Origin of the sequence: Mycobacterium sp., from assembly GCF_052144515.1 — a bacterium.
Taxonomy (GTDB): domain Bacteria; phylum Actinomycetota; class Actinomycetes; order Mycobacteriales; family Mycobacteriaceae; genus Mycobacterium.
In genome coordinates this window covers 1-16,744 of sequence record NZ_JBKQQD010000483.1, presented here as the reverse complement: position 1 = coordinate 16,744, position 16,744 = coordinate 1, and the positions used below count along the sequence as shown (strand labels likewise).

Genomic DNA, 16,744 nt, shown 5'->3' with positions numbered 1-16,744 from the left:
CGGGTTCCGCGCTCATACGCTTAAGTGCATGACGCTCCCACGACCAGCCGGTAAGGCTGCGCTGGTCTGGCCGCTGCTGACCGGCGTCGCGGTGCTCGCCGGCTGCACGGCGGCCGGAATCGGGGCGCTGTCACTGGCGGAAGCGCTTACCGCCACCGGATTGCCCGATCCGGGCCCGGCGACCACGCTGGGGCTGCCGTTCGTCCGGGCGGCCGGCGAGATCGCCGCGGTGCTGGCGGTCGGATCGTTTCTTTTCGCGGCGTTTCTGGTGCCGCCGCAGCGCAGCGGGGTGCTCGATGCCGGCGGATATCGTGCGCTTCGGCTGGCGACTGTGGCATCCGGGGCGTGGGCGGTGTGTGCCGCCTTGCTGGTGCCGCTGACCATTTCCGATGTGTCCGGCCAACCGTTGGCCGATCACCTCAATCCGGTGACCATCTGGTCGTTGGCCGGCCTGGTGAACACCGCCTCCGCGTGGCGCTGGACCGCGGTGCTGGCGGCGACGGTGACACTGGCAAGCCTGGCGGTGTTGCGCTGGTCATGGGCGCCGCTGTTGCTCGCCGGGTCCTTGGTGACCCTTGTCCCGCTCGGGCTGACCGGTCACTCGTCGGCCGGCGGCTCGCATGACCTGGCCACCAACAGCCTGCTGATTCACCTCGTCGCGGCCAGCCTGTGGGCCGGTGGCCTGCTGGCCCTGCTGGCCCACGGCTTGCGCCGCGGTGACCACACCGACCTGGCGGCGCGGCGCTTTTCGGCCATTGCCCTGTGGTGTTGGATCGCGATGGGACTCAGCGGTTTCTTCAACGCCACCGTGCGGGTCCCACCGTCTGACCTGCTGACCACCGGCTACGGGCGCCTGGTGGTCGCCAAGTTCGTCGCGCTGTGTGCTCTGGGAGTCCTGGGCTGGCGCCAGCGGCGCGTCGGAGTCGTTGCGCTGCAAGTGGATCCGAGCCCTCCCAAGGCCCGCAGTGTCCTGGTCCGGTTGGCGCTCGTCGAGGCGGCCGTCTTCGGCGTGACTTTCGGCGTCGCCGTCGGGCTGGGCCGTACACCCCCGCCGCCGCCACCGCTTCGGCTGCCGTCGATTCCCGAAGCTGAGATCGGCTACGACTTCGCCGGACCGCCCACCGCGGCGCGCATCCTGTTCGATTGGCGCTTCGATCTGATCTTCGGCACGGCGGCAATCATTCTCGCCGCGGTGTACGTGGCGGCGGTGCTGCGGCTGCGCCGCCGCGGTGACCACTGGCCGCCCGGCCGGATCCTGGCCTGGCTGCTCGGCTGCCTGGCCTTGCTGTTCGTAACGTCGTCGGGCGTCGGTCGCTACATGCCGGCGATGTTCAGCATGCACATGGCGGCGCACATGGGGCTGTCGATGCTGGTCCCGGTCCTGCTGGTGCTGGGCGCCCCGGTCAGCCTGGCATTGCGGGCGCTGCCCGCCGCCGGCCGCGAGGCCCCCCCGGGCATGCGGGAATGGCTGTTGGCCGCGCTGCACAGCCGGTTCTCGCGAATCGTCACCAACCCGATCGTGGCGACGGTGCTGTTCGTCGCCGGCTTCTACGGGCTGTACCTGTCGAGCCTTTTCGACACCGCGGTCGGCAGTCACGCCGGGCATCTGGCCATGAACGTGCACTTTCTGCTCAGCGGCTACCTGTTCTACTGGGTGGTGATCGGGGTGGACCCCACGCCGCGGCCCATTCCGCCGCTGGCGAAGGTGGCCGTGGTGTTCGCCTCGCTGCCGTTGCACGCCTTCTTCGGTGTGGAGTTGATGAGCACCCGAACCGTGCTCGGCGCCGCCTACTACCGGTCTTTGGGCCTGAGCTGGCACACCGACCTGCTGGGTGATCAGCGGTTGGGCGGCGGAATCGCTTGGGCGGCAGGGGAACTGCCCCTAGTCATCGTCATGATCGCGTTGCTGGTGCAGTGGGCGCGCAGCGATCAGCGGACCGCCCGGCGGTTAGACCGCGCGGCCGACCTCGACGACGACGCCGACCTGGCCGCCTACAACGCGATGCTGGCCCAGCTGGCGCACCGCGACGAGCCGGGGGGCTAACGGCCTAGAGCCGGGGCGTGCTCGATCGCTTATCCACAGTCGCTTCTTTTTCCACAGGTCCCCGTAGCCGCGGCGCCGGGCGCACCGGTATGTCGGTAGCCCGAGGGGCAATGGGACACCAAGCACGAGCGCTACTTGGGATTACAACGAAAGGAATGAGTCAATGTTCGAAACACCCCTTACCGTGGTCGGTCACATCGTCAACGACCTTCAGCGCCGCAAGGTCGGCGATCAGGATCTCGTCAAGTTCCGGGTGGCCAGCAATTCGCGCCGTCGCGCCGCCGACGGCGGTTGGGAGCCGGGCAATTCGCTGTTCATCACGGTCAACTGTTGGGGAAGACTGGTCGGCGGGGTGTGCGCCGCATTGGGCAAGGGCGCGCCGGTGATCGTGACCGGCCAGGTCTACACCAGCGAGTACGAGGACCGTGACGGCAATCGCCGTTCGTCGCTGGAGATGCGCGCCACGGCGGTGGGTCCGGATCTGTCGCGGGTCTTCGTGCGCATCGAGAAGCCGAGCTACACCGGTCCGAATGTTGACCCAGGCTCCTCGCTTGATGAGCCTGCTGCCGAAGCTACCGGCCAGGGCGCGGAAGCCGAAGTTGCCCACGTCGAGGACGACGGCAACAAGGCTGTGCTTGACCCTGGGCTCGCGCGATCGGCTTAATGCCGTTCGGTCTTGCCCTGAAGTTGTCGGAAACTACCGAACTGAGTGAAAGATGACCCGGCATACAACGTTCCGTTACTGCCTCGATCCGACAGGCGATCAGCGGAGCGTCCTGCTCCGACACGCAGGAGCGTCGCGGTTCGCGTTCAATCAGTGCTTGCGGATGGTCAAGACTGCACTGTCGGCCCGAAACAACCTCCCGGACAATCTAGTTCCGTGGTCGGGGTTCGATCTGATCAATGCGTTTAATGCGTGGAAAAAGACCGATGCGGCGGGACGGACGTTCGCCGTCGACACCGGCGGTGCCGTCGACATCTTGACGACCGGGCTGCCCTGGCGGAACGAAGTTTGTCAGCAGGTCTTCGAGGAGGCGGCCGTTGACTGCGGCCGGGCTTTGGCGGCGTGGTCGCGCGCCCGCTCGGGCAAGCGGCCCGGTCGCCGCGTCGGCTTTCCTCGCTTTAAGCAGAAGAGCACCACTCTGCCGTCGTTTCGGGTGCGCAACCGAAACCGCAACCGCGCTCGGCCAGCAATCCGGGTGGGCGAGGGTTATGCCCGCTCTGTCACTCTGCCTGGGGTCGGGAATGTTCGGGTTCACGACGACACACGTCCATTGCGGCGTCTGCTGGCGAACGATCGGGCCAGGATTCTGTTCGCCGCCGTCAGCTACCGCGCGGGTCGCTGGTGGTGCAGCCTAAATGTCGAGGCTGCCAATTTGCACTCGGCTCACCGTCACCTTGCCCGGCCACTAAGCGATCACGGGGGCTGGGTCGGTGTCGATCGGGGCCTGTCGGCCTTCTTGGTCGCGGCGAGCATTGATGGCCGCCTGCTTGCTCGAATCGACGATCCACCCAAGGCGCTAGCTCGCGGCGTGCGGCGACAGCGCCAGCTAGCAAGATCGTTATCCCGCAAACAGAAAGGGTCAAGAAACCGTAGTCGTGCCGCCGCAAAACTTGGTCGGCATCATCATCGTGTCCGAAACATCCGTCGGCATTTCCTGCATCAGGTCTCCGGCGAGTTGGTCAAGACTCACGACCGGCTCGTCCTCGAAGACCTCAACATCGCGGGCATGATGGCCAACCGCCGACTCGCTCGAGCGATCTCCGACGCAGGCTGGGGCGAGTTCGCCAAATTGTTGCGCTACAAGCAAGCTTGGCGCGGCGGTGTCGTTGAGACCGCGGACCGCTGGTACCCGTCGAGCCAGATATGTTCGCGCTGCCAGGCGCGCAACCGTGTACTCACCCTGGCGGATAGGGTGTTTACGTGTCCTGAGGGCCATACTCTCGACCGCGACCTCAACGCCGCGGTCAACCTCGCCGCCTGGGGCGGGCAGCGTCACCGCTTCGGTGATGACGCCCAATCCCAGGCCCGGGAGCCCGAAGCGCGAGCCCCGGTAACTAAGGCCCGCCGACGGAAAGGCTCTGGTCGACACCCCGCGCGTGTTGATGAAACCGGTCCGGGTGAAGCGGGAACCGACGTGCAGGCCGCAATCTCGGCTTGAACCGACGACGCCCGAGAAGGGCGGCGTCGACGACCCCCCGATGGGTTATTCGACGCGCTTTAGGATGGTCCGGGATAGTTCGGCAAAGACCAGAAAGGCAATACCGCGGCATGGCTGAGTTCATCTACACGATGAAGAAGGTCCGCAAGGCGCACGGCGACAAGGTGATCCTGGACGACGTCACGTTGAGCTTCTTCCCGGGAGCCAAGATCGGTGTCGTCGGCCCGAATGGCGCCGGCAAGTCGAGCGTCTTGCGGATCATGGCCGGTTTGGACAAGCCGAACAACGGCGACGCGTTCCTGGCCACCGGCGCCAGCGTCGGCATCCTGCAACAGGAGCCATTGCTGAACGAGGAGAAGACCGTCCGCGGCAACGTGGAAGAGGGCATGGGCGACATCAAGGTCAAGCTCGACCGCTTCAACGAGGTCGCCGAGCTGATGGCCACCGACTACTCCGACGAGTTGATGGAGGAGATGGGCCGGCTGCAGGAGGAACTCGACCACGCCGAAGCGTGGGACCTCGACTCGCAGCTGGAGCAGGCCATGGACGCGCTGCGCTGCCCGCCGCCCGACGAGCCGGTGACCAACCTGTCCGGCGGTGAGCGTCGCCGCGTCGCGTTGTGCAAATTGCTGCTGTCCAAACCCGACCTGCTGCTGCTCGACGAGCCGACCAACCACCTGGACGCCGAAAGCGTGCAGTGGCTCGAACAGCATCTGGCCAGCTACGCGGGCGCGATCTTGGCGGTCACCCACGACCGCTACTTCCTCGACAACGTGGCCGAATGGATCCTGGAACTCGATCGCGGCCGCGCCTATCCGTACGAAGGCAACTATTCGACGTATCTGGAGAAAAAGGCGGAGCGGATCTCGGTGCAGGGCCGCAAGGACGCCAAGCTGCAGAAGCGGTTGCAGGACGAGCTGGCCTGGGTCCGGTCCGGGGCCAAGGCCCGTCAGGCGAAAAGCAAGGCGCGGCTGCAGCGCTACGAGGAAATGGCGGCCGAGGCCGAGAAGACACGCAAGCTCGATTTCGAGGAGATCCAGATCCCGGTCGGGCCTCGACTGGGCAACGTGGTCGTCGAGGTTGACCACCTCGACAAGGGCTACGAGGGACGCACCCTGATCAAGGACCTGTCGTTCACGCTGCCCCGCAACGGCATCGTCGGGGTCATCGGTCCCAACGGGGTCGGCAAGACCACGCTGTTCAAGACCATCGTCGGGCTCGAGGAGCCGGACAGCGGCACCGTCAAGGTCGGTGAGACCGTCAAGCTCAGCTACGTGGACCAGGCCCGCGCGGGCATCGATCCGAAGAAGACCGTGTGGGAAGTCGTCTCCGACGGTCTGGACCACATCCAGGTGGGTCAGACCGAAGTGCCGTCTCGGGCCTACGTGTCGGCGTTCGGGTTCAAGGGGCCCGACCAGCAGAAGCCGGCCGGCGTGTTGTCCGGCGGCGAACGCAACAGGCTCAACCTCGCGCTGACGCTCAAGCAGGGCGGCAACCTGATCCTGCTGGACGAGCCGACCAATGACCTCGACGTCGAAACGCTGAGCTCATTGGAGAACGCCCTGGTGGAATTCCCCGGCTGTGCGGTGGTGATCTCGCACGATCGCTGGTTCCTCGACCGCACCTGCACGCACATCCTGGCCTGGGAGGGTGACGACGACAACGAGGCCAAGTGGTTTTGGTTCGAGGGCAACTTCGGCGCCTACGAGGAAAACAAGGTAGAACGGCTCGGCGCCGATGCGGCGCGGCCGCACCGGGTGACCCACCGCAAGCTCACACGGGACTAATGTCGGCTCTGCCACCGCGACGATGCGGCCGCTACGGCCGCCGCGGAGCGCGGCGAGATTGAGCCTAGTGGCAGCCGTCGCGAGATGGGAGCAATCGGTATGACGATCGATCCCGGAACTAAGCAGGTCGCCGAACCGTGGACCACCCGCACGGACGACCGGGACATTCCCGGGTGGATCGTGAAGGCCTATATCGACAGCTATCGCGGCCCGCACGCCGACGAGCCCGAAACACCAGAAACCGGCGGCGGCGTTGATCGTGAACGCCCCGCATCGTTGGTGACGCCGGCCATGTTGAGCGCGCACTATCGGCTCGGCCAATGCCGTCCAGCCGGTGACAGCTGTGTCCGCGTCTACCCGGCAGACGATCCCGCCGGCTTCGGTCCGGCGCTGCAGGTGGTCACCGACCACGGCGGCATGCTGATGGATTCCGTGACCGTGTTGCTGCACCGCCTCGGGGTCGGCTACGACGCCATCATGACCCCGGTGTTCGAGGTGCACCGCAGCCCCACGGGAGAGCTGGTCAGTGTCGAGCCGAAAACGGACGACGCATCGCGGTACGTCGGCGAGGCCTGGATATACGTCCACTTGCTGCCCTTCGTCGATCGCACGGCCCTGGACGAGGTGGAACGGCTGCTACCCAAGGTCCTGGCCGATGTGCAGCGGGTCGCCACCGACGCGACGGCGCTGATCGCCACGATGAGCGAACTGGCCGCAGCGATCGACAGCGACTCGCAAGGCCACTATTCAGCGCCCGACCGCGAAGACGTCGCGGCGCTGCTGCGCTGGCTGGGCAACGGAAACTTCCTGTTGCTGGGCTACCAGCCTTGCCGGGTGCGCGACGGTCTGGTCATCGGCGACGGATTGAGCGGCCTGGGCGTGCTGCAGGCCCGCTCGGGTACCCGCCCCCGGCTGACCGACGACGACAAATTGCTGGTGTTGGCTCAGGCTGCCGTCGGCAGTTACCTGCGGTATGGCGCCTACCCGTACGCCATCGCGATCCGCGAAAACCTCAACGACGGTAACGGTGGCATCATCGAGCATCGCTTCGTCGGGCTCTTCACGGTCGCCGCCATGAACGCCGACGTGCTGGAGATCCCGTCGATCTCGCGGCGGGTCCGCGAGGCGCTCGACTTGGCCGGCAGCGACCCCAGCCACCCGGGTCAATTGCTCCTCGATGTCATCCAGACCGTCCCGCGTCCGGAACTTTTCATGCTGAGCGCCGAACGGCTTCTCGCGATGGCCAAAGCGGTGGTGGATCTCGGGTCGGCACGCCGCGCGTTGTTGTTCCTGCGGGCGGACCGGCTGCAGTACTTCGTCTCGTGCCTGGTCTATGTGCCACGCGACCGCTACACCACGTCCGTGCGTTTGCAGATCGAGGACATCCTCGTCCGCGAATTCGGCGGTACGCGACTGGAGTTCACCGCTCGCGTCAGTGAATCACCGTGGGCGCTCATGCATTTCATGGTCCGGCTGCCCCAGCGAGACGAAGTGGCAGCCGCCGCCCCGGTCGACGTCTCCGAAGCCAACCGGATCCGGATCCAGGGGTTGCTGAGCGAAGCCGCGCGAACCTGGGCCGACCGGCTGATCGCCGCCGCCGAAACCGGCTCCTTGGGGTACGCCAAAGCCGAGCATTACGCCGGCGCTTTTTCCGAGGCCTACAAACAGGTCGTCACCCCGGCCGCGGCCATCGGTGACATCACCATCATCGAAGGCCTGACCGACGACTCGGTCAAGCTGGTGTTCTCCGAACGCGATGAGCAGGGGGCAAAAGGTGAGGCCCAGCTGACCTGGTTTCTGGGTGGGCGCGCCGCCTCACTGAGCCAGCTGCTGCCGATGTTGCAAAGCATGGGCGTGGTCGTGCTCGAGGAGCGCCCGTTCACGGTCACCCGGCCCGACGGGCTGCCGGTGTGGATCTACCAGTTCCGGATTTCGCCGCACCCCACCATCCCGACGGCGTCGACCGAAGCCGAACGGGACGCTACCGCAGAACGATTCGCCGATGCGGTCACCGCGATCTGGCAGGGCCGCGTCGAGATCGACCGGTTCAACGAGCTGGTGATGCGCGCGAACCTGACCTGGCAGCAGGTCGTGCTCCTGCGTGCATACGCGAAATACCTGCGGCAGGCGAACTTTCCCTACAGCCAGTCTTACATCGAATCCGTGCTCAACGAGCATCCCTCGACCGCGCGATCGCTGGTCACATTGTTCGAAGCGCTCTTCGGCCCCGCCCAGTCGGGTTCGCCGGCCAGCCGCGACGCGCAGGCGGCGGCCGCGGCGGTGGCTGCCGACATCGACGCACTGGTCAGCCTGGACACCGACCGCATTCTGCGCGCGTTCGCGTCGCTGGTTCAGGCCACCTTGCGCACCAATTACTTTGTCACCCGTGAGGGTTCGGCCCGCAGCCGAAATGTGTTGTCGCTCAAACTGAATGCCCAGCTGATCGATGAGCTGCCGCTGCCGCGTCCCAAGTTCGAGATCTTCGTGTATTCACCCCGCGTCGAAGGCGTACACCTGAGGTTCGGGCCGGTGGCGCGCGGCGGGCTGCGCTGGTCGGACCGCCGAGATGATTTCCGCACCGAGATCCTCGGCCTGGTCAAGGCGCAAGCGGTGAAAAACGCGGTCATCGTGCCGGTTGGCGCCAAGGGTGGCTTCGTCCTCAAGCGGCCGCCGCTGCCCACCGGCCCGAAGATTGGGGCCGCCGCGGACCGTGATGCGCTTCGCGACGAGGGTGTGGCCTGCTATCAATTGTTCATTTCCGGGTTGCTTGACGTCACCGACAACGTCGACCACGCGACCGGGGAAGTCAGCGCGCCGCCCGAGGTGGTGCGGCGGGACGGCGACGACGCCTACCTGGTGGTGGCCGCGGACAAGGGCACGGCCACGTTCTCCGACATCGCCAACGATGTCGCCAAGTCCTACGGGTTCTGGCTGGGTGACGCGTTCGCGTCCGGCGGATCGGTGGGCTACGACCACAAGGCCATGGGCATCACCGCCAAAGGCGCGTGGGAGGCCGTCAAGCGGCACTTCCGGGAGATCGGGGTCGACACCCAGACCGAGGATTTCACCGTCGTGGGCATTGGCGACATGAGCGGCGACGTCTTCGGCAACGGCATGCTGCTCTCCAAGCACATCAGGTTGATCGCCGCCTTCGATCATCGGCACATCTTCCTCGACCCGGACCCCGATGCCGCGACGTCGTGGGCCGAACGCGGGCGGATGTTCGACCTGCCCCGGTCCAGCTGGGACGACTACGACAAGTCGTTGATCAGCGAGGGCGGCGGGGTGTTCAGCCGCGAGCAGAAGGCGATCCCCGTCAGCGCGCAGGTCCGCGCGGCGCTGGACATCGAAGGCCAGGCCGAAGAGGCCACCGAGATGTCTCCGCCGAACCTGATCCGGGCAATTCTGCAGGCACCGGTGGACCTGCTGTTCAACGGCGGCATTGGCACCTACATCAAGGCGGAATCCGAGTCCGACGCCGATGTCGGTGATCGCGCCAACGATCCGGTACGGGTCAACGGGAATCAGGTGCGCGCCAAGGTTATCGGCGAAGGCGGCAATCTCGGGGTGACCGCGCGCGGCCGCGTCGAATTCGATCTGTCGGGCGGGCGGATCAACACCGACGCGCTGGACAACTCCGCCGGGGTTGACTGTTCGGACCACGAGGTCAACATCAAGATCCTGATCGACTCGTTGGTCACCGCCGGCAAAGTCAAAGCCGAGGAGCGCAAACAGCTGCTGGAGTCGATGACCGACGAGGTCGCGCAGCTGGTGCTCGCCGACAACGAGAGCCAGAACGACTTGATGGGGACCAGCCGCGCCAACGCGGCCAGCCTGTTCCCGGTGCACGCCGACCAGATCAGGCACCTGGCCGAACACGGCCTCAACCGGGAATTGGAGGCCCTGCCGTCGGAGAAAGAGATTCAACGGCGAACCGATGCCGGCATCGGGCTCACCTCGCCTGAGCTCGCCACGTTGATGGCCCACGTCAAGTTGGGGCTCAAAGAGGAGCTGCTGGCCACCGAGCTGCCCGATCAGGATGTGTTCGCGTCCAAGCTGCCCCTGTACTTCCCGAAGCCACTGCGCGAACGGTTCACCCCGGAGATCCGCTCGCACCAGCTGCGCCGAGAGATCGTCATCACCATGCTGATCAACGACATGGTGGACACCGCCGGCATCACCTATGCCTTCCGGATAGCCGAGGACGTCGGGGTCCGGCCCATCGACGCGGTGCGCACCTATGTCGCCACCGACGCCATCTTCGGGGTGGGTCACATTTGGCGCCGCATCCGCGCGGCAGACCTGCCGGTCGCATTGTCGGACCGGCTGACGCTGGATACCTGCCGGCTGATCGACCGTGCCGGACGCTGGCTGCTCAACTATCGTCCGCAGCCATTGGCAGTCGGCGCCGAGATCAACCGTTTCGCCGCCAAGGTCAAGGCAATGACGCCGCGGATGTCGGAGTGGTTGCGCGGAGACGACAAAGCCATCGTCGAACAGGAAGCCGCGGAATTCACATCCCAGGGCGCGCCGCCGGATCTGGCCTACCGGGTCGCGGTCGGCCTGTACCGCTACAGCCTGCTCGACATTATCGACGTCGCCGACATCACCGAGATCGAAACCGCCGAAGTCGCCGACACCTACTTCGCCTTAATGGACCGGTTGGGCACCGACGGACTGCTGACCGCGGTTTCCCAGCTGCCCCGAAACGACCGTTGGCATGCGTTGGCGCGCTTGGCGATTCGTGACGACATCTACGCCTCACTGCGGTCGTTGTGTTTCGACGTGCTCGCCGCCGGGGAGCCCGATGAGAGTGGCGAGGAGAAGATCGCCGAGTGGGAACACACCAGCGCCTCCCGGGTAGAGCGGGCCAGCCGGACGCTTGACGAGCTGCGCGAAAGCGGTCAGAAGGATCTGGCGACCCTGTCGGTGGCAGCGCGGCAGATCCGCCGCATGACACGAACCAGCGGACGGGGATCATCAGGGTGAGTGTCGGATTCGTCGCGCCCGTGCCGGTGCGCTGGTCGGACATCGACATGTACCAGCACATCAACCACGCCACCATGGTTACGATTCTCGAAGAGTCACGAGTCCCGTTCCTGCAGCTGGCTTTTGGCGGCAAGATCATCACCACCGGCCTCTTGGTCGCCGACGTCCGGGTCACCTACAAGAGTCAGCTGAGGCTCCTGGATTCGCCGCTGCAGGTGACTATTTGGGTTCAGCGGCTGCGGGCCGTGGACTTCACGCTCGGCTACGAGGTGCGTTCGGTCCATGCGTCACCCGAGTCGAAACCGGCCGTCATCGGCGAGACTCAGCTGGTCGCGTTTGACATCAAGGAGCAACAGCTGGTGCGACTGTCGCCGCAACATCGGGAGTACCTGCAACGGTGGCTAAGGGAATAGCAGGGGAACCGGGGCGCGCGGCCGAGCGCGGACTGTGGCTTGGCCCAGAATCCAGGGCTGCCCACCGCGCGGATCTCGCCACATTCGTCGATCACGCGATTCGGCTCGATGACGCTGCGGTCATCCGACTGCGCGCTCGATCCGCCGGTCTGCTGACGGCATGGGTGGCAACCGGTTTCGATGTGCTGGCCAGCCGGGTGGTGGTTGGCAAATTGCGGCCCGGCGATTTATCGGTCGGCGCAAACGAATTGGCGCGTGGTCTGTCGGTGATGGATGACTCCGGCTATGTCGATCCGGGCTTCTCCATGGACTCGGCATGGCGGGGCGCGTTACCCCCGGAATCGGGCTTCACCCACCTCGACGACATACCCGCCCGGGTGATGCTGGACTTGGCGCAGCAAGGCGCGCGACTCGCTAAGCAACACAGCAGTTCTCACGGTCCGCCGGTCTCACTGCTCGACCAGGAGGTCATTCGGGTCAGCTCCAACGACGTCAGCGTTGGACTGCCCATGCGTTGTGTGTTCGCTTTGACTGCAATGGGTTTCCTGCCGCAACCACCGGAGGCGATCGACACCGACGAGATGATCCGGGTCCGGATAACGCCGGCGTGGTTGCGCGTCGACGCCCGGTTCGGGTCGGTCTACCGGCGTCGAGGCCATCCGGCGCTGGTACTGCGCTGACGACGTGCGATCTCAGGGCCCGTAAACCAGCCATAACGGGAGAACGGAGTTCAGGTAGTCCATGAATTTCTGGAGCCCCACTCGGTACTGTCCGAACCCGTAAGGATCTTCCGCGTACTCCGGAAACGCGATGCCCAGCCCGAACAAGCCGGGAGCGAGTATTCCGTTCTGCTGGTTGTACTCCAGCTGGCCCCATTGTGGTGTCTCAGGCAGCTTTCGCCGTTCGAACCCGACGGTATAAACAGCACGGTCGCACTCGGCAAGCTTCTCTTCGAATTCCGGGCCGGAAACCCAGCACCTCTCCAGCCGTTCCGGAAAAGCCCCATCGATGTTTTCCCGGGCCCACACAGCCGCTCGCCCTTTGAGCCCAGTATCGTCGAATAAGATCCAATCATCGAGATACACAGCGTATTTGAGCGGGCTACGGTAGAAATTGATCACCTTCTCGACCGGATGACGCAGCAGATGCGGTAGGCCGATCATCGACGAGTGGGACGAGCCGAAGACAGCGACCGTCGCGCCGTGCAGCGGCTGCTGTGCAAGCTTCTCGGGATCGAGAGCGACCTCAACGGGGATCTCTTCCAGGTGGGGGTAGGAGAGTTTCTTGGGAACCGCTCCGACGGCGAGGACGACGTTTTCGGAGGCGACCAACTGCTGCTTGGTTTGAATTGTCCATTGTCGTCTCTGCAGACGCAGGGCAGTCGCGGTCGTTTCGAAGACGTCTACTCGCTCGCGCAAATGCTCGGTGATCCAGACCAGTGGCTCGGCGACCAGCGCGAGGGCACACGTTTCGTCGGGGTTGACTTCTTGCAACGCAAGTGGGGGCGCCTCGGAAAACCGAAATGCACCAGAGCCATTCAAAAAGCTCAGGAAGGTCCCGGCAATGGTGTTACTCGACACCGACCGCCACTTTTGGCCGAGGTCTCCGGCGGCGAAGGCGGGATCAATCCAGGCGATCTTTTCGGGTGGGATGCCCTGGTCCAGCAGCTTCCCGACCGCGGCAATTCCCGCGGCTCCGGCTCCGATCACTGTCCACGCATAGGTCGGCATGTATCACATATAGAGCAAGGGTCGCCGCGGCGCTTGGATGGATGACGGCTACACCAGCCAGGCCGCACTGTTCGGCGGCAATTCGTCGTCCACCAATGGCGCACTGGCCAGGACGAGCTTGCCGTCCGGCAACGCGATCGGGCGGTTGCCGGCGTTCAGCGCGCACACCAGCCCGCCGGTGCGCCGAAATATCACCGCATCGCGCGGTGCGGTCAGCCAGTCGATGCCGCTGCCGTCGAATTCGGGACGGTTCCTGCGTAATTCGAGTGCGTGCCGGAAGAAGGAAAATGTGGAGCCGGCGTCCGCCTGCTGCTTTTCCGCGGTCAGCGCCGACCAATCCGCGGGCATCGGCAACCAGGTGTGAGCCGACGCGGAGAACCCGAACGGGGGAGCCTCGCCCGACCACGGAATCGGAACCCGGCACTTGTCGCGACCGCGTTCGGTATGCCCGGAGCGTTCCCACGTCGGATCCTGCAGCACCTCCTCGGGCAGGTCCAAGACGTCGGGCAGCCCGAGTTCCTCACCGTTGTAGATGAACACCGCGCCCGGCAGGGCAAGCATCACCATCGCCATCGCGCGCGCTCGCTGCAGCCCTACCTCGCCGCCGCCGTAGCGGGTGACCTCGCGGCCCACGTCGTGGTTGGACAGCGTCCAGGTCGGGATGGCATTTTCGATCGCGGTGGCCGCCAGCGAATTCTGGATCGCTTCGCGGGTTTCATCCGCGTCGAAGTCGATCTTGGTCAGCCGGAAGTTGAAGCCGAGATGCAGTTCGTCGGGCCGCAGGTATTCGGCCCAGCGGATGTTGTCCATGACCCAGACCTCGCCGACGGTCACCGATCCGGGATAGTCGTCGACGATCGTGCGGATGCCGCGGTGAATGTCATGCACGCTCGGGTGGTTGAAGCGCGGGTCGTCGTCGCTGTGGCTCAACACCTTGACGTCGTCCTTCGCGTCCGGCAGGCCGGGCGGCTTGGCCATCCCGTGCGCCACGTCGATGCGGAAGCCGTCCACGCCGCGCTCCAGCCAGAACCGCAGCGTCTTCTCGAAGTCGTCGAAGACGTCTGGGTGTTCCCAGTTGAGATCGGGCTGCTCGGTGTCGAAAAGGTGCAGGTACCACTGGCCGGGGTTGCCGTCGGGTTCCACCACCCGAGTCCAGGCCGACCCGCCGAACACCGACGTCCAATTGTTGGGCGGCAGCTTGCCGTCGGGGCCGAGGCCGTCGCGAAAGATGTAGCGATCCCGCGCGGCGCTGCCCGGGCCGGCGGCCAGCGCGGCCTGAAACCATAGGTGCGCCGAACTCGTGTGGTTGGGCACCACGTCCATGGTGATCTTGATGCCGCGCTCGTGGGCCGCGGCGATGAGCCGCTCGATCGCTGCCATCCCACCGAACAGCGGGTCGACGTCACGGGGATCAGCGACGTCGTAGCCGTGGTCGGCCATCGGCGAGACGGTAACGGGGTTGAGCCAGATCGCGTCGATACCCAGCTGTTTTAAGTACCCCAACCGGGCCGCTACGCCGTCCAGGTCGCCAACCCCGTCGCCGTCGCTGTCGGCGAACGACCGCGGCTACACCTGGTAGAACACCGCATTCGACCACCACGCAGAACCGGGGCCCATATCGCTCCGTTCAGTCTTTCGGCCGGACGTCACACCGCTGAATTGCCTACCACCGTAGCGGCTCGTCACGATCCCGCACGGGCCGCCGGCGGCGTGCCATCGGTATGCAAATTGGTGGCTAATTTCTCGATAACTGTTGTTGGGGTCGGCGCCGCCTTGTGGCCCAACGTGTTTGCCGGCTTAGAAAAGCTACGTATTGGCGCCGCCCCGGACATCATCAGGAAAGCCCCAGCCAGAATTGACAAGCGAGTTGGCGGCCATCTCGAGGTAGTCGAGCAATTCGCGGCGGTGCTCGTCGTCGAGGGTGTGCGGATCGATCGAGGCCACGGCCGTGTGCATGCACCGAAGCCACGCGTCGCGCTCGATGGGCGTGATCCGGAACGGGGCGTGGCGCATCCGCAGCCGCGGGTGCCCGCGCTGGTCGGAGTAAGTTCGCGGGCCACCCCAGTACTGCTCGAGGAACATCCGCAGCCGTTCTTCGGCGCCTTGCAGGTCATCGGCCGGATACAGCTCACGCAGTACCTCGTCCTCGGGAACCTGCGCATAAAAGCGGGACACGATCGCGTTGAAAGTCTCGGCTCCACCGACGGCGTCGTAGAAGGACTGTTGCACCTGATCCATCCCCTCCATTGTGGTCCATAGGCGGGTTTGCGCGGCTGGCGCCTCCGGCTGTTAACCGGTTCGACACGGCGCGCACCTGCAATAGGCGTGCGATTGGCGGCAAATCATGGTGGACTATCCGCGGAGGATCTATGGCGCATGGCAAGAGACGCCGCAGCCACCGCAGTTCCGGTGCCGCGGCAGGCTTAACCGGACCCACGTCCGCGTCATCCCTGCATAGCGTCGATACCCATCCGCCCACCCGCCACGAGAGCGCATCGATTTGGAGCCGCCGGCGGGTGCTCCTGCTGAACTCCACCTACGAGCCGCTGACCGCGCTACCGATGCGGCGAGCGATCGTCATGGTGATCTGCGGAAAGGCCGACATCGTGCACCACGATCCGGCCGGCCCGGTCATCCACTCGGCGACGCACTCGATCGTCGTGCCGTCGGTGATCCAGCTGCGGACCTACGTGCGGGTTCCCTACCGGGCCCGCGTTCCGATGACCCGCGCTGCGCTCATGCACCGCGACCGTTTCTGCTGCGCCTATTGCGGTGCGCGGGCCGACACCGTCGACCACGTGGTGCCACGCAGCCGCGGCGGTGACCACTCGTGGGAGAACTGCGTCGCGTGCTGCTCGACCTGTAACCACCGCAAGGGCGACAGGCTGCTGACCGAACTTGGCTGGGCACTGCGCCGCGCGCCAGTACCGCCGACGGGACAGCATTGGCGGCTGTTGTCCACGGTCAAGGAGATGGATCCGGCGTGGGCCCGGTACCTCGGTGAGGGTGCGGCTTAGTCACGCGGACGCCACCGTGACCTGATCTTGGTCGGCTATCGTCGGCACCCGCGTGGTGCGCACGTAGACGGTGTCACCTTCCTTCAGCGCGAGCGCCTCGGCGTCGCCGCGGGTGATCTGGGCGGTGAACGGACCACCGGTGGATGCGCTGGTCAACTCCACGCGAACCTCGAAACCCAGTGCTACCACCCGGTCGACGGTGGCGGGTACGACCCCGATCGACTCCGCGGTGCCGTCGGCGGTGGCGACCGCCATATCGGGGTTTCGTCCCACCCGGATGTCGTGGGGGCGGACCAAGGCGCCGTTGAGCACCGACACCGCACCCAGAAACGACATCACGAACGGGTTGGCGGGGGAGTCGTAGACCTGGGTGGGCGAGCCGACCTGTTCGATGCGGCCCTTATTGAGCACCGCGATGCGGTCGGCCACATCCAGCGCCTCGGACTGATCGTGGGTGACCAGCACCGTGGTGACGTGCACCTCGTCGTGCAAACGGCGCAGCCAGGCCCGCAGATCCTCACGGACCTTGGCATCCAGCGCCCCGAACGGCTCATCGAGCAACAACACCTGCGGATCCACGGCCAGCGCGCGGGCCAGCGCCA

11 protein-coding genes and 1 pseudogene are annotated in these 16,744 nt (G+C 65.6%); 8 read left to right on the top strand and 4 right to left on the bottom strand.

Going from position 1 to position 16,744, the window contains the following annotated elements; all coding sequences use genetic code 11:
• The first annotated feature begins 28 nt into the window (after nucleotides 1–28).
• From ACLP9N_RS32730 to ACLP9N_RS32700, 7 genes are all read left to right on the top strand, one after another.
• A complete protein-coding gene (locus ACLP9N_RS32730) occupies nucleotides 29–2,044 on the top strand; it encodes a cytochrome c oxidase assembly protein (protein WP_442411280.1) in 2,016 nt (671 codons plus the stop codon).
• A gap of 163 nt (nucleotides 2,045–2,207) precedes the next feature.
• Nucleotides 2,208–2,708 carry a single-stranded DNA-binding protein gene (locus ACLP9N_RS32725; protein WP_442411279.1) on the top strand — a complete coding sequence of 167 codons (501 nt, stop codon included), beginning with the start codon at nucleotides 2,208–2,210 and terminating at the stop codon, nucleotides 2,706–2,708.
• Between the two features lie 52 nt (nucleotides 2,709–2,760).
• A complete protein-coding gene (locus ACLP9N_RS32720) occupies nucleotides 2,761–4,206 on the top strand; it encodes an RNA-guided endonuclease InsQ/TnpB family protein (RefSeq protein WP_442411277.1) in 1,446 nt (481 codons plus the stop codon).
• Nucleotides 4,207–4,316: 110 nt separating this feature from the next.
• Nucleotides 4,317–5,993 carry an energy-dependent translational throttle protein EttA gene (ettA, locus tag ACLP9N_RS32715; protein ID WP_442411276.1) on the top strand — a complete coding sequence of 559 codons (1,677 nt, stop codon included), beginning with the start codon at nucleotides 4,317–4,319 and terminating at the stop codon, nucleotides 5,991–5,993.
• A gap of 99 nt (nucleotides 5,994–6,092) precedes the next feature.
• Nucleotides 6,093–10,982 (top strand): NAD-glutamate dehydrogenase, encoded by a 4,890-nt coding sequence (locus ACLP9N_RS32710; protein ID WP_442411275.1) that lies wholly within the window; start codon nucleotides 6,093–6,095, stop codon nucleotides 10,980–10,982.
• Entirely contained in the window at nucleotides 10,979–11,395 is a 417-nt protein-coding gene (locus ACLP9N_RS32705; RefSeq protein WP_442411274.1) for an acyl-CoA thioesterase, read from the top strand. Before ACLP9N_RS32710 ends, ACLP9N_RS32705 begins: the two co-directional genes overlap by 4 nt.
• Nucleotides 11,380–12,075 carry a hypothetical protein gene (locus ACLP9N_RS32700; RefSeq protein WP_442411273.1) on the top strand — a complete coding sequence of 232 codons (696 nt, stop codon included), beginning with the start codon at nucleotides 11,380–11,382 and terminating at the stop codon, nucleotides 12,073–12,075. The genes ACLP9N_RS32705 and ACLP9N_RS32700 overlap by 16 nt, the downstream gene beginning before the upstream one ends.
• Nucleotides 12,076–12,087: 12 nt before the next feature.
• Here the strand turns inward: ACLP9N_RS32700 and ACLP9N_RS32695 are convergent, their stop codons facing one another.
• The 3 genes and pseudogenes from ACLP9N_RS32695 to ACLP9N_RS32685 form a co-directional block, all read right to left on the bottom strand.
• The gene (locus ACLP9N_RS32695; protein WP_442411290.1) at nucleotides 12,088–13,104 is read right to left on the bottom strand and encodes a pyridine nucleotide-disulfide oxidoreductase; all 1,017 of its coding nucleotides are present in this window, start codon (nucleotides 13,102–13,104) and stop codon (nucleotides 12,088–12,090) included.
• 69 nt (nucleotides 13,105–13,173) lie between these two features.
• Nucleotides 13,174–14,742: pseudogene (locus ACLP9N_RS32690) on the bottom strand (glycoside hydrolase family 13 protein).
• A 189-nt stretch (nucleotides 14,743–14,931) separates the two neighbouring features.
• On the bottom strand, nucleotides 14,932–15,354 hold the full coding sequence (locus tag ACLP9N_RS32685; RefSeq protein ID WP_442411289.1) for a globin: 423 nt from the start codon (nucleotides 15,352–15,354) through the stop codon (nucleotides 14,932–14,934).
• A gap of 140 nt (nucleotides 15,355–15,494) precedes the next feature.
• Between ACLP9N_RS32685 and ACLP9N_RS32680 the strand changes: the two genes are divergently transcribed.
• Nucleotides 15,495–16,142, top strand: coding sequence for an HNH endonuclease (locus ACLP9N_RS32680; RefSeq protein WP_442411272.1), 648 nt, complete (start codon nucleotides 15,495–15,497; stop codon nucleotides 16,140–16,142).
• On the opposite strand, the gene ACLP9N_RS32675 is transcribed toward ACLP9N_RS32680, so the two are convergent.
• A partial coding sequence (locus tag ACLP9N_RS32675) for a sulfate/molybdate ABC transporter ATP-binding protein (RefSeq protein WP_442411271.1) occupies nucleotides 16,143–16,744 on the bottom strand: 602 nt, incomplete at its 5' end.

Excerpts from the sequence above, each read along its gene's own strand:
- ettA (WP_442411276.1), top strand. The coding sequence starts at position 4,317 with ATGGCTGAGTTCATCTACACGATGAAGAAGGTCCGCAAGGCGCACGGC.
- ACLP9N_RS32725 (WP_442411279.1), top strand. The coding sequence starts at position 2,208 with ATGTTCGAAACACCCCTTACCGTGGTCGGTCACATCGTCAACGACCTT.
- ACLP9N_RS32720 (WP_442411277.1), top strand. The coding sequence starts at position 2,761 with ATGACCCGGCATACAACGTTCCGTTACTGCCTCGATCCGACAGGCGAT.
- ACLP9N_RS32680 (WP_442411272.1), top strand. The coding sequence starts at position 15,495 with ATGGCGCATGGCAAGAGACGCCGCAGCCACCGCAGTTCCGGTGCCGCG.
- ACLP9N_RS32730 (WP_442411280.1), top strand. The coding sequence starts at position 29 with ATGACGCTCCCACGACCAGCCGGTAAGGCTGCGCTGGTCTGGCCGCTG.
- ACLP9N_RS32710 (WP_442411275.1), top strand. The coding sequence starts at position 6,093 with ATGACGATCGATCCCGGAACTAAGCAGGTCGCCGAACCGTGGACCACC.